This is a genomic window from Adhaeribacter aerolatus (genome assembly GCF_007991635.1).
GTDB lineage: Bacteria > Bacteroidota > Bacteroidia > Cytophagales > Hymenobacteraceae > Adhaeribacter > Adhaeribacter aerolatus.
This window is the reverse complement of the sequence record NZ_BJYS01000054.1, coordinates 24,769-38,888: the sequence shown is the minus strand read 5'-3', so window position 1 is coordinate 38,888 and position 14,120 is coordinate 24,769. Positions and strand designations below refer to the sequence as shown.

General features: G+C 46.3%; 9 protein-coding genes. 1 reads left to right on the top strand and 8 read right to left on the bottom strand.

Annotation, left to right across the window (positions count from 1 at the left end; genetic code table 11):
- Positions 1-115 precede the first annotated feature (115 nt).
- The 4 genes from AAE02nite_RS24700 to lon all read right to left on the bottom strand — a co-directional run bounded on the left by AAE02nite_RS24700 (position 116) and on the right by lon (position 6,122).
- On the bottom strand, positions 116-844 hold the full coding sequence (locus AAE02nite_RS24700) for an SDR family NAD(P)-dependent oxidoreductase (RefSeq protein WP_146904978.1): 729 nt from the start codon (positions 842-844) through the stop codon (positions 116-118).
- 148 nt (positions 845-992) lie between these two features.
- Complete coding sequence (gene hslU / locus AAE02nite_RS24695) at positions 993-2,390, bottom strand: ATP-dependent protease ATPase subunit HslU (protein ID WP_146904974.1); 1,398 nt, start codon at positions 2,388-2,390, stop codon at positions 993-995.
- 161 nt (positions 2,391-2,551) lie between these two features.
- Entirely contained in the window at positions 2,552-3,589 is a 1,038-nt protein-coding gene (porQ, locus tag AAE02nite_RS24690; protein WP_146904971.1) for a type IX secretion system protein PorQ, read from the bottom strand.
- Positions 3,590-3,614: 25 nt separating this feature from the next.
- A complete protein-coding gene (gene lon, locus AAE02nite_RS24685) occupies positions 3,615-6,122 on the bottom strand; it encodes an endopeptidase La (RefSeq protein ID WP_146904968.1) in 2,508 nt (835 codons plus the stop codon).
- Positions 6,123-6,386: 264 nt separating this feature from the next.
- Here lon and AAE02nite_RS24680 point away from each other — a divergent pair, with 264 nt between their 5' ends.
- A complete protein-coding gene (locus tag AAE02nite_RS24680; RefSeq protein WP_146904965.1) occupies positions 6,387-8,366 on the top strand; it encodes an OmpA family protein in 1,980 nt (659 codons plus the stop codon).
- Positions 8,367-8,714: 348 nt separating this feature from the next.
- Here the strand turns inward: AAE02nite_RS24680 and AAE02nite_RS24675 are convergent, their stop codons facing one another.
- The 4 genes from AAE02nite_RS24675 to AAE02nite_RS24660 all read right to left on the bottom strand — a co-directional run bounded on the left by AAE02nite_RS24675 (position 8,715) and on the right by AAE02nite_RS24660 (position 13,983).
- Positions 8,715-9,824 carry a LysM peptidoglycan-binding domain-containing protein gene (locus AAE02nite_RS24675; protein WP_146904962.1) on the bottom strand — a complete coding sequence of 370 codons (1,110 nt, stop codon included), beginning with the start codon at positions 9,822-9,824 and terminating at the stop codon, positions 8,715-8,717.
- A 3-nt stretch (positions 9,825-9,827) separates the two neighbouring features.
- On the bottom strand, positions 9,828-11,141 hold the full coding sequence (gene rseP / locus AAE02nite_RS24670; protein ID WP_146904959.1) for an RIP metalloprotease RseP: 1,314 nt from the start codon (positions 11,139-11,141) through the stop codon (positions 9,828-9,830).
- A 97-nt stretch (positions 11,142-11,238) separates the two neighbouring features.
- Positions 11,239-12,396, bottom strand: a complete 1,158-nt coding sequence (locus AAE02nite_RS24665; protein WP_146904956.1) for a 1-deoxy-D-xylulose-5-phosphate reductoisomerase — start codon at positions 12,394-12,396, stop codon at positions 11,239-11,241.
- 90 nt (positions 12,397-12,486) lie between these two features.
- Entirely contained in the window at positions 12,487-13,983 is a 1,497-nt protein-coding gene (locus AAE02nite_RS24660) for a GH3 auxin-responsive promoter family protein (RefSeq protein ID WP_146904953.1), read from the bottom strand.
- Between the last annotated feature and the right edge of the window lie 137 nt (positions 13,984-14,120).

Genomic DNA, 14,120 nt, shown 5'->3' with positions numbered 1-14,120 from the left:
TTAGATCTGCATTAATAACAAAAAAGGCTGCCAAATAAAGCAGCCTTTTTTGTTGATGAGAATTTGGACTAAGAAAGGGAACTAAAATAGTTATAGCTCATCCGCTCCATATAAATCAATAATAATCCCGTATGGATGATATTACCGGCTTTTGAGCCGCTTCCTGAATAAAATGAGTTAGTATTTTCCTAGCTACTTCCTCTGGTTTATACAACTCACCTTTCTCTTTATAATCCTTAAATTTTTGAAGCTCTGAAAAGCTATCAATTTCTGCTTCGCGGATATGGGCTTGCATAGCGGTATCTACCACGCCGGGTGCTAAGGAATAAACTTTTACGCCAGTGCCTAATAAATCCTGTTCTTTCTGGCAGGTCAGCGACAGCATATCCAACGCGGCTTTAGAAGCACAATACGCCGACCACCCGTCCAGCGGCTTTTTACCGGCCCCGGAGCTGATATTCAGAATTATTTTCGGACACTTTTGGTCGTAATAAGCGCTCAGAAAAGTATTCATGAGAATGGCCGGACCAATTACATTTATGTCGAACACAAACTCAAAATTATCGGAGGGTAAGCTGCCGATGTAGCCAATCTCGCCCAACACACCGGCATTATTTACCAATACTATTTTTTCGGGTTCTTTCAGCGGCACAAAAATCTTGTGCAGGTTGTTGCGGAGCGCTGTCGTATCCGATAAATCAAAGTGCAAATGGTGGTAACGCTCGTGTTTCAGGGAACAGTTGCGCGAAATACCATAAACATAAGTGTTATCCTTTTGCAGCGCGGCTTCGGTTAAGGCTTTGCCAATGCCTTTGCTGGTGCCGGTTATAAAATAATATTCCATTATTTTAACGTTGGTGTACTAGCCATTACGCCGTCTTTAGGCTTTAGTTCTATTCTTCACTGCCCATTAGCTGCAAAAACTGCATAAAAAAACCGGGCTGTTAAATTTTTTAACAGCCCGATTCGAAATATCCATAAGGCAGAAAAAATTACAGAATAAACTGACTTAAATCGCGGTTTTTAACCATGTCATTCAACCGGTCTTCCACCAGTTCTTTCGTAATCAGGATGCGGGCGTTGGCGCCAATTTTATCGGGTACATCGTATAATATTTCGTTCAATAAACGGCTTACGACCGTATGTAAACGGCGGGCGCCAATATTTTCTACTTCGGCGTTTACCTCAAATGCAATCTCGGCAATTTTCTCTAACGCTTCATCGTCGAAGGTGAGTTCCACGTCTTCGGCTTGCAGCAAGGCTTCGTATTGCTTGGTTAAGGCATTTTTTGGAAATTTTAGGATGTTGTAGAAATCTTCTTTGGTTAAGCTGCTTAGTTCTACCCGAATCGGAAAACGGCCTTGTAATTCCGGTATTAAATCGGAAGGTTTGGCTACGTGAAAAGCACCGGCGGCAATAAATAAAATATGGTCGGTGTTAATGACGCCGTACTTGGTGTTAACCGTACTGCCCTCTACAATAGGTAATAAATCGCGCTGCACCCCTTCGCGGCTTACATCGGGTCCGCCCCCGCCTTTGTTGCTGGCGCTGGCTACTTTGTCAATTTCATCAATAAATATTACGCCGGCGTTTTCGGCTTTCCGAATAGCTTCTTCTTTTACCTCATCCATGTCAATCAGCTTCACGGCTTCTTCTTCCAGCAATATTTTGCGGGCTTCGGCAATGGTAACTTTGCGCTTCTTAGTCTTTTTGGGCATCATGCCGCTTATCATTTCCTGAATATTCATGATGGAGGCTTCATCAATGCCCGGCCCCATAATACCCAAACCGCCCGTGTTGCTCTGCTGAATTTTTATTTCAATTTTGCGGTCGTCGAGTTCACCGTTCTGAATTTTGATCCGGAATTTTTCACGGGTACGCTCATTCAGTTCCTGGTCGTTGTCGGGCATTATGCTATCATTAGCGCCGTAACCGGCAACCGGTCGGTTGGCAGGCGTGCTGATAGGTGGAATAAGGGCATCCAGGATTATATCTTCTACCACAACGGCGGCCTGCACTTTCACTTCTTCCTTCTTGCGCATTTTTACCATGTTTACCGATTGCTCTACCAGGTCGCGCACCATGCTTTCTACATCGCGGCCCACGTAACCTACTTCGGTAAATTTAGATGCTTCTACTTTGGTAAAAGGCGCATCGGCAATGCTGGCTAGTCGGCGGGCAATTTCGGTTTTACCAACCCCGGTGGCGCCAATCATTAAAATATTGTTGGGTACTATTTCTTTCTGCATCTCGGGACTGGCGTTCATCCGGCGCCAACGGTTGCGTAAAGCAATGGCCACGTTGCGCTTGGCATCGTGCTGCCCGATAATATATTTATCCAGTTCGGCAACAATTTGCGCCGGTGTCAGGTATTTGGTTGATTCTAACATGCTTTCGTAAGTAAATACAGCCAGGCTGTCATTTCAAGATGATAATATTAACTAACAGCAGCGCCTTTGGAAAGAACTGCTACTGGTATACTGGTTATGCCAAAATTAAGCCATAAGTTTTAATTATAAGCGTTTACGGCTTAAAAGGTTCTCCGGCCGGTTCAGGTAGCTCTTGTCTTGTCTTTTTTCGGCTTGAATATTTTTTGCAAACTGGTACTCACTGTAAAATGATTGCTGCCTCCGGCTACATGGTAAGTAGCCCGGGCATAATCGAGCTGAAAGGCTTTTATCCGGAGCATAGCGCCCAAAGAGAAACCGGCGGCGTTGCCGGCATTTTCTAACCGGAGTTCGCGGCGGCGCCTATGATTATAGCCGGCCCGCACCGCAAAATGCTTACTCAATAAAAACTCCCCTCCTATTACCAAATGCCGGGCTATTTCGTCGGCTACTGATTTCTTTTCTTTTTGCCCCGGCTGTGCTGTAAAAGCGGTATCGGTATAGGCCAGGTTAAAGTTCTGGAGGTGGTGGGCGGTTAGCGAAAAACGCAGCGGCATGTGCTCAGGCTTGTAAGTAAAACCCAGCTGGGCATCGAACGGTAATGGCTCGTGCTCGTTTCCGGTAAAAGATTTTACCTGGTAGCCAATATTTTTTAAAAGAATGCCAACGGTTAAATCTTTTCCCGGATGCTTGAATATTCCGCCAATATCGGTTAAAACGGCCATTGCTTTATATTCGGCCATACCGGCTACGGCCAGTTTAGCCGTTATGCCCAGCGTAAAAGCACTAATGGTAGAAATTCGGGTCAGGTTCAGGCTATAGGCATTCACCGAAAACTTACCTTCTTCCTGTCCGGTCGCATCGCGCTGCGTAAATTCACCAAAATCGAGGTAAGACAAGCCTAAACCCCAGGTACCGTAACGCTTGGTTTGGGTCGCGTACTGCAGGTTATGGTAGGCAATATCGGCCAGAAAACCAGTAGAACTAAATGCGGCCTGCTGATGCATTTGGGGCTGCAGCAGGGCCGGGTTTGCTGTTACCAGGTAAACTTCCGGCCCTTGCCCCATGGTAAAACCTCCCAAAGCTGCTACTTTCGCATTGGCCGGCAAATCCAGAAAACTAAAAGTAGTTTTACCGCCTACCTGGCTGTTTGCTGCCAGACTAATTATAAGCCCTAAAAAAAGCAGCCAGTATTTGTGCATATTTTCAGGCAATAATTACTAGGGCTTAAACCACGTAAGTATCGGCTAAAGTGGGGGTTGGTACCGATGGTTCAATAACGGCTAAATGCAAGGGATTTTTCACCTTTTCGGGCAGCAAGGCCAGTTCCAGTACCTCGTCTACTTTATCTACGTAATGAATATTCAGGCCTTTGAGATACTCAGCAGAAATTTCGCTGATATCTTTCCGGTTTTTAACGCACAAGATAACATCGGTAATACCCGCCCGCTTGGCGGCTAATATTTTCTCTTTAATGCCACCTACCGGCAATACTTTGCCCCGTAGGGTTATTTCGCCGGTCATGGCCAGGCGTGCCCGTACTTTGCGTTGCGTAAATACCGAAGCAATAGCCGTAAAAATAGCAATGCCCGCCGACGGCCCGTCTTTTGGAACTGCCCCTTCCGGGAAGTGAATATGCAGATCGTACTGGTCGAACAAGCGGTAGTCAATTTCCAGGTCCGAAGCGTGGGCTTTGAGGTAAGACAGCGCCGTTACCGCCGATTCTTTCATTACATCGCCCAACTGACCTGATAGCGTTAATTTACCCCGCCCCCGGCTTACGATTGATTCAATAAATAAAATATCGCCGCCCACCGAAGTCCAGGCCAAACCGGTTACCACGCCAGCAGTATCGTTGTCTTGGTAAAGCTCTTTATCAAATGTTTCGGGGCCTAATATTTGTACCACATCGGCTGCCTCTACTACTTTCTTGTAGTCTATCTCCATGGCTTTGGATTTGGCAATATTCCGGACCAGCGCACCCAGTTTGCGTTCGAGGTTCCGCACGCCCGATTCGCGGGTGTAATCTTCAATTACTTTCCGGATAGCGCCGTTCGCAATGGCCACATCTTTCTGCTCCAAACCGTGCTCGGTCTTTTGCTTGGGTACTAAATGCTTTTTGGCAATCTCTACTTTTTCCTCGATGGTATAACCGGTAATATCAATAATTTCCATACGGTCGCGGAGCGCCGGATGAATGGTATCGAGCGAGTTGGCCGTGGCAATAAATAATATTCTGGACAAGTCGTACTCAACTTCCAGGTAATTATCTACGAAAGTACTGTTCTGTTCGGGGTCCAATACTTCTAATAGAGCGGAAGACGGGTCGCCGCGGAAGTCCGAACTGATTTTGTCTATTTCGTCGAGTACCATTACCGGGTTAGCCGTACCTACTTTTTTCAGGCTGTTAATAATCCGGCCAGGCATAGCGCCTACGTATGTTTTGCGGTGCCCCCGAATTTCGGCTTCGTCGCGCACGCCGCCCAACGACATCCGCACGTACTTACGCCCTAATGATTTGGCAATAGAACGGCCTAAAGAAGTTTTACCCACCCCCGGTGGGCCATACAAACACAAAATAGGCGCTTTCATGTCGTTCTTTAATTTCAGAACGGCAATATATTCGATGATGCGCTCCTTTACTTTTTCCAGTCCGTAATGGTCGGCATCCAGAATTTTCTTCGTGCGCTTCAGGTTAAAATTATCTTTGGTGTATTCGCCCCAGGGCAGTTCGAGTAAAAACTCGGCATAATTTAAAGAAACCGGGTATTCGGCGGCGGCCGGGTTAATGCGCGATAACTTATCCAGTTCTTTGTTAAAGTGCTTCGCTACGGTTTCGGGCCATTTTTTCTTTGCAGCGGCGGTACGCAGCTTGTCAATTTCCTGGTCGGGTCCGTCAAAGCCCAGTTCGTCCTGCAATACTTTAATCTGCTGCCGCAAAAAATAATCGCGCTGCTGCTGATCAATATCGGTATGCACTTTTGTCTGGATTTCCTGCTTTATTTCCAAAAGCTGAATTTCCTTTAACATCAGTTCCAGCAAGGTAGTGCCCCGCTCCACGCCATCGTTTATTTCCAGCAGCTTCTGCTTTAACTGCACTTCCACATTTATGTTGGATGACAGGAAATGCGTTAAAAAGCTGGGGCTGTCAATATTATCGAGGGCAATCTGCGCCTCTTGCGGAATCTCGGGGTTTAGCTTAAGCATTTTAGCCGCCGCATCTTTCAGCGACTGCACCAAAGCTTTTACTTCGCGGCTCTTTTTGTTCGGGAAGGTTTCCTGGCAATATGTTACCTTGGCCGTCAGGAAAGGAATATCCTGCACCACTTCTTCGATTTGGAAACGGCTCTGGCCCTGAATAATAATAGTTGTATTGCCATCAGGCAGCACCAGCATTTTTAATATTTTGGCCATGGTACCTACCTGGTACAAATCCTCAATGGCCGGATCATCGCTGGTGGTATTTTTTTGGGCTACCACCCCAATAATTTTATCGCCCCGGTAGGCTTTGCGTACTAGCCGGACCGATTTTTTGCGGGTAACCGTTACGGGCAATACTACGCCCGGAAACAACACCGTATTCCGGACCGGCAAAATGGGCAGGGTAGCTGGCGCACGTTGCTCTTCTTTGTCTTCGGCCGGATCGGTAGTAATAATAGAGATAATATCTTCATTTTCATCGGCTAAGTCGGTTAGCATCAGATTCTGAAGAAAGTTTTTTGAATTGTAATTCATAAGATATATGAAGTGCCAATTTGGCAGCAATAATCGAATTAGTGTATATTAAACCGTGAAGGTACTATAAAACAAGAGACGTGCCAACTCACTCGTACTATCTATGTCATCTAAGTTAGTAATTTTCCCTAATTCTTATACGTATAAGCAAGTAAATCTTTTTTGTATTTTATAAATTAGAAAACACGAATATATACCAAAAAATAGTAATTTTGACAGTTTTACAGTTAAGCTTATTTTGATCTCGCACACACAACAGGAGGAATGAAGAGAAACTTTCTTAACTGGCTGCTTTTCTTATTTTTTACCCTGCCACCCCTGCTGGCTGTGGCGCAGCAGCCCCAGTTTCGGCTTAAGAATCCGGCAAACCCTGACACTACCTTCCGGAATGCAACGCCTAAAGCCGATATAGTTATAGACTTCCCGAACCTGAATAAAATACCTTACTACGACAACCGCCGGCAGAAAGGTGCTATCCGGAAGTTCGAAAAAAGAAAAAACTGGCAAAAGGCGCTTCCCCTGCTTCAGGCTTATGTAAGTAATTTTGGGGTTGAAAATTTCTACAAAGATACCCCTATGCTGTGGCAGTTAGGCCAACTTTACGAACGGACCGGCGATAAAGCAAGGGCCCTGGCTTATTACCGCCTGGCCCTGAAACACCACCGCACCGATGTAAAAACCATACCGCAGTATTACGATTCGCTCGAAACGGGGCAAAAAGCTTTGTACGTACCCCTGAAACATTACTATGAGTTAGTTGAATACCGCAAAGGCCTTACTGCTTTTCAGCCGCCGGTAGGGGTTTACACCAACATGGGTACGGCCATAAACTCTAAACACGAAGATTACGCGCCGGTTATTACCCCAGACCAGAAGCAATTAATTTTTTCCTCGAAACGGGTCCGGCGAAAAGATATTCAAAGCACGCCTAACGAAGATTTATTTTATTCTACGAACCAGGACGGCTACTGGGAGGAAGCCAAATCTTTCGGTAAACCCATTAACAGCATTTATAACGAGGGCTCGGCTTGCATGACCAAAGATGGACAGACCTTGTATTTTACCCGCTGCGATTGCCCGAACTGCCACGGCAATTGCGATATTTTTGTAGCCAGTAAGCTAAAAGATGGCACTTGGGGTAATATCCGGAATTTGGGGGCAGCGGTAAACAGCAGCGCCTGGGATTCGCAACCCAGCTTGTCGCGCAACGAAGATACGCTTTACTTTGCCTCCGACCGGCTGGGCGGCTTTGGCCTCTCGGATATTTATTTTACCTATAAGCTAAAAAACGGACGCTGGGCGCCGGCCCAAAATGCCGGTCCCGTAATAAACACCCGCGAAAGTGAGGTGAGCCCATTTTTTCACCCGCAGTACCAGGTGCTGTATTTCAGTTCGCGCGGCCAATTGCTAAACAACGGCGATTTTGATATTTATAAAACTTACCGGGTAAATGGCCGTTGGCAGGAACCGCGCAATATTGGCCCTTTGGTAAATGGTAAAGGCAGCGAATATTATTTCACCATCGACAGCGATTCTAAAAATTTGTACTACGCCCGTTCCGAACCCGACGACCTGAAGAACCTGGATTTATATTCGTTCCCGCTGCCCATGGAGGCGCATCCGCTGGCCGTTACCCACGTAGAAGGTACCTTGCTCGATTCAGTTACAAACAAACCTTTGCAAGGCATTATTTCCATTATCGACCTGGAAAACGGCATAGAGGTAGCTTCTAAATATTTACGCCCCGACGGCTCTTTCGATTTCGACCTGATTGACCAGAACCGTTATATGATGATTATTCAAAGTCCGGATTATTTTTCGGTAGAAAAGAAGTTTGACCTGAAACAGGACACTCTTTTTAAAGTAATGACTTCGGTTATAGATTACAGTTTGCCGCTCATATTCCGCAACATTGAATTTGAAGAAAGATCCGCCGAGATAAAGCCGGGTATGGAGGGGATCCTGGACCGGATTGTGTTGTTCCTGGCGGATCATCCGGATTTTAATTTGAAAATAAGCGGGCATACCGATGCCAGTGGCGATCCGGATTTTAACCTCGAGTTATCGCAGAAAAGAGCCGATGCAATAAAAAAATATATTATGAGCAAAGGTAAGTTCCCGGAAGCCCGGATTGAAGCCTGGGGCTACGGCAGCACCGAACCTTTAAAAGACGAGGTAACCGAAGAAGACCGGCGCATTAACCGCCGGGTAGAGTTTAAGATTATTAAACCGAATGGGAAATAGCTTTGGACTGAACAGCTATTTAACAAATCCCTTTAATTTGATTTCTTTTGAAAGATTACATCTTTCAAGGCTCAGGTGCTAACCGATTTTAGAAGCCTAAGTTTGCTCCAGGCTGCGGGGCCCCGTTCGGTCATTCGGGCTGCTCATCTTTCCTTTGCTCGTACCTCGCAATGCTGCGCACCGGAAACCTAGAAGAGCATCTTCCAAAAGGCCCTCATCGCCCAAACTGATGTAGTTTGCTTCGTCGCGGCTGGCTGTATGTCAAAATTGAATGAAAAATATTTTAAATATTTACCAACTTACTATTAAAGCGAGCAATTAAAGTTATAAGGATTTAATTTCCCCTTTTTAGTTACGCACTTCGGAAGTATATGTAGCATCTGGGCGGGGTAAATCGGCCATAATGCGGCTGGCCATTTTGCCCAGGTTTTCGCGCGCTATTTTGTTTATATCGTTTACGTTCGATTCGTAAGGAATTAATATTTTATTGCCGGCTACCAGCTCGCCTTGGGCGTTGTAAATGGTATAATGCACCCGGAAATTGCGCACAAAATTCTTCGTCGTCCGGTCGATGCAATTGGTATAATCGGTAAATATTTCGAACTGGTTGATAAACAAATAATAACTGGCACCGGTGCGGCTGTTATACGTAGTAAAAAAATTGGGATCACTAATGGTGACACCGTAATATTTGGTTTCGTCGTGGGCCACTCCCAAGGCTTTGGTGGTGGCTCCCAAACCCACCTTTTCTTTGGTGTTCTTCACCCAGGCTTTCAGGCCCTTTTCTTTGGGCGGAGCAATTGGCTGCAAGCCAGAGGTCTTTATATCCTGGTAACTATAAGATAAATATTTCTGGATACTGTTTAATTCACCGACGCTATCGGCTACCGGATTATTTACCAAATTAATGCTTTGGTAACCCGGCGCCTGCAGCAGGGCATTTAAGCGGGCCTGGAAAACATACCGTACTTTTTGTTTCTGAATTTTAGATTGCCAGGCAATATCGTTGTCGGCATCGGAAAAATAAAGAGCAGGATCAAACGGCACCACTACTACCCGGTTGCCCGAACTGATTGTGGCAGGAGCAGCAACCGGATTGCTCTTGGTAGTTACACTAGTCTGGGCTGCGGTTGATTTATGAACAGGAACCGGTGGTGGTGGTGCCGGGATTTCTTCCGTAGCTGCCGCCGATACTTCTTCTGGCTTTACCCGGATGGTGGTACCCATTTTTAAGTCCGGTCCGTTCCAACGCTGCAAAGAATCGACGGGTACTTTGTAGAGCCGCGACAACCGGTAATAGGTATCGCCTTGCTGCACCTGGTGGAATTCGGTAGCTGCATTACCCACCGAAGCTGCATCCGGCAAGGTCTGGGAAAAGGCCGCCGGTGCAAAGATAACTCCGGTTAAGAATAAAGTCAGGAGACCAAATACCTTAATTAAGCTTTCTTTACACCGCATACCCTAGAAAATTAACTTAAACACATCGTTAAAGATGGCGAATGCCATTAACCCTAATAAGAGCACCATGCCTACTTTTTGGGCATTCTCTAAAAATTTATCCGAAGGTTTCTGACCGCTTACCATTTCGTAAGTCAGGAACATAACGTGGCCGCCGTCTAAAGCCGGAATGGGTAAAAAGTTCATAAAAGCCAGCACCATCGAGAGCATACCGGTTATAAACCAGAAATTATGCCAGCTAAAAGTATCACCAAATACCTGAGCAATACCAATCGGTCCGCTCAAAGATTTTGAAGCTGAAGCTTCGCCCCGGAATATTTTACCAAACCCTTTAATATTGGTGGTAATAATAGAAAAAGCTTTCTCGGTGCCAGCCGGAATAGCTTCGGCCAGGGTATAATCTTTTATGGAGTAATGCAGCAAAGGCTTTCTTTCAAAGCCAAGTTTGCCTTCTTCGTCTATCTCAGCCGTCAGGTTCAGGAGTTGGCCATTGCGATCTACGGTTAGCGGGGTAGCTTTTCCTTTATTGTCGAGTAAAGCTTGCTGCAGGTTATGGAAATACGGTGTTTCGGTGCCGCCTACTTTTACAATTTTATCACCTGGTTTTAAACCGGCTTTATCGGCCGGCTTGCCCGGCAAAACTTTGCCTACCTCAAACGGCAATATTATTTCCACGAACCGCAACTGATCTTTGTTATCCGCCATTTTGTCCATTAAATCGGCCGGAATCGGAATATTTACTTCCTGCCCGCCGCGGTTAACGGTATAATAAGCGTCTTTACTCAGCAGCACATTGGGGTCGTAGATGTCGTCGAAATTTTCGAAGGGCTGCCCGTTTATTTTCACAATCTTGTCACCGGTCTGGAACCCCATCTGGCGGCCAAGTTCATTTGGTACTACCCCGTATTTTACTTCATTTGCCGGCAGGTAAGGCTCGCCGTACTGGTGAAAAAGGGCAATAAAAATAACAATACCGGTAATCACATTTACAATAATGCCGCCCATCATCACAATCAGGCGCTGCCAGGCTGGCTTCGCGCGGAACTCGTAAGGTTGCGGCTCTGCACTCATAGCCGCCGTATCCAGCGACTCATCTATCATACCGGTAATTTTCACAAAACCGCCTAGCGGAATTGCGCCTATCATGTACTCCGTTTCGCCGATTTGCTTACTTAAAACCTTCGGCGGAAAACCGATGGCGTATTTTTCGACCCGCATCCCAAACCATTTGGCGGTCAGCATGTGGCCGAGTTCGTGTAATCCAACTAAAATTGTGAGGCCCAGAATTAACTGGCCTACCATTACTAAAATATCCATTTATAAAATTTGTAAAAACTAAAACGCTACCCGGTGTACTGGTACTGAAAAGCCGGTTTAGCTAACAATATTTGGTATTCCTCTTCTTACACAACTATCAAGCCATTACGGTCATCAGTTCTTTGGCCCGCAAGCGCGTAGCCTGGTCGGTCTGGATGTAATCATCGAAAGAAGGTTCTGCAATATAAGCAACTTTTGCCAAGCAATCTGCGATTAAGTCCGACATTGCCAGAAATTTGATTTTATCTTCCAGGAAAGCCTGTACCGCCACCTCGTTGGCCGCGTTCAGCACGCAAGGCATATTGCCGCCGCGGGCCATGGCTTCGTAGGCCAGGGCTAAGTTCCGGAAGGTTTTGGTATCGGGTTGCTCGAAGGTTAACTGGCCGTAGTTCGCAAAATCAAAACGCGGAAAAGCCGACTTTAGTCTGTTGGGGTAACTCAGGGCGTACTGAATGGGCAGCTTCATATCGGGCAAACCCAATTGGGCTTTAATAGAACCGTCTTCGAATTGTACCAGCGAGTGTACAATAGACTGCGGGTGCACCACTACTTCAATCTGGTTGTAATTAAGTCCGAATAACCACTTGGCTTCTATTACTTCCAGGCCTTTGTTCATGAGCGAGGCCGAATCGATGGTAATTTTGGCCCCCATATCCCAGTTGGGGTGCTTCAGGGCTTGCTCTTTCGTAACCGATTGTAGAAAATTTTCGGATTTACCCCGGAAAGGCCCGCCCGAAGCAGTTAATATTATTTTTTCGATGGGGTTATGATATTCGCCAGCCAAACACTGAAAAATAGCGCTGTGCTCCGAATCAACGGGGTAAATATTAACGCCTTTTTGCCGGGCCAGTTCGGTAACCAGTTGGCCGGCCACTACCAGGGTTTCTTTGTTGGCTAAAGCAATATTTTTACCGGCTTGTATGGCCCGCAAGGTTGGCTTTAAACCGGCGTAACCCACCATGGCGGTTAATACCACATCAATGGTATCCATTTCTACTACCGCATTCAAGGCATTGCTGCCGGCGTATACTTTTATATCGTGCGGGTCTAAAGCTGCAAAAACTGCATCGTAGTGTTGCTCGTTGCCAATAACCACCACATTGGGTTTAAAGGCCATAGCTTGCCGGATGAGCAAATCGGCATTGTTCTGGGCTGTGAGTACTTCTACTGCAAAAGCCTCTGGCTGGGACGCAATTACTTCCAGGGCCTGGGTACCAATAGAACCCGTTGAGCCTAAAATGGCAACTTTCTTCATGTTAATATTTCAAAATGGCGCCCTCGCGCTAAATAACTTACGGGTTAATGGTGTTACAGCCGGTTTTGTTTCGCCCGGTTTTCTTTTATCTTAACTGTTCTGGGAGATAAGTTTGTCGGCAATATTCCGGTCGTTACTCAAGCGGGGCACTTTGTTCTGGCCACCCAGCTTGCCAATGGTGCGCATATATTCCTGAAACGCATGGGCCGGCAATATTTTTACTTTTAAAGTTGCCAGGATATTCCCCGCGATTAAATCGTCGTAATAAGTGTTCTGCTGCCGGAGTTGCTCATCCAGTTCCTTTTCAAATGCCGGTAAATCTTGCGGCGGCCGCGAAAAGGCTATCAGCCACTCGTGGTGCGACTGCCCTTCGCCGGCACTTACCAGCGGGGCCACGGTAAACTCTACCACCTCCGCTTCCGGAAATTTAGTCATGGTTTGCTGCAGGGCTTTTTCTACTTCTTCGCCAATAACGTGCTCGCCAAACGCCGAAATAAAATGCTTGATGCGCCCGGTTACTAATAATTTATACGGCCGGGTAGAGGTAAATTTTACCGTATCGCCCAGCGAATAACTCCACAAACCCGCGTTGCTGCTCACCACCAGCGCATAATTTACCCCGGTTTCTACCTGCCCAATGGTTAAACGCGTCGGATTCGGATTAAAATATTCATCGGCCGGAATAAACTCGTAAAAGATACCGCTGTTCAGCAGGAGCAATAAACCAGGGTCGTGCTGTTGATTCTGATACGCAAAAAAGCCTTCGGAAGCCGGGAAAAGCTCAATAGAATCTACGGGCCGGCCAATGGTTTGGAATAATTTATTTTGGTAAGGCGCAAAATTTACGCCGCCGTACACAAATAACGAAAAATCCGGAAAAACATCTTTAATGGGCCGGCCCGTGCGTTGCATAATTCTATCGAAATACATTTGCACCCAGGGTGGTATACCCGATATCAAGGTCATTTTCCGGTTCAGGGTTTCGTTGATAATAGCATCTAGTTTGGTTTCCCAGTCTTCGATGCAATTGGTCCGGTAAGAAGGCAGTTGGTTGGTGCGCAAATATCCGGGCACGTGGTGATTGGCAATGCCGGATAAGCGACCGGTTTTGATGCCGCCCACTTCTTCCAGCTCCGGGCTGCCCGATAAAAATATTAGTTTCCCATCCAGAAAACGAGACTTCCCGGTTTCGTGAATATAATTGAGCAAGGCCTCTTTGGCCCCGTTTATATGGTTGGGTATAGAATCGTGGGTAATAGGTATATATTTGGTGCCTGAGGTAGTACCCGAAGTTTTAGCCAGGTAAATGGGTTTGCCCGGCCACATAATATCGGGTTCGCCTTTTTTAATGCGATCGAAATAGCTTTTCAGGCCTTCGTAGTCGCGCACGGGAACCGCCTGTACATAATTGGCGTGGGTTTTAATATTGGCAAACCCGTGGTCCCGGCCAAAGGCGGTGTTAGCCGCCCGCGTAAGGAGTTGCTTAAAAATAGTGGCCTGCGTTTCGATTGGCTGCTGTATCCAAACCTGGTTCCGGCGGTGCGTAGCCGCAGCCAGCGGTTTACTCAAAAAGGCTTTTATACCCATATCCGGCGAATTGTTGCGCTCCTTAATTTCTAACTAAACTGCTAAATTAACAGGAACACTACAATTACCGGGCATTTTAAAAATAAAAATATCCGAACCAGAAATTGGGTACCAGCTAAAAAATTTATAAACTACCA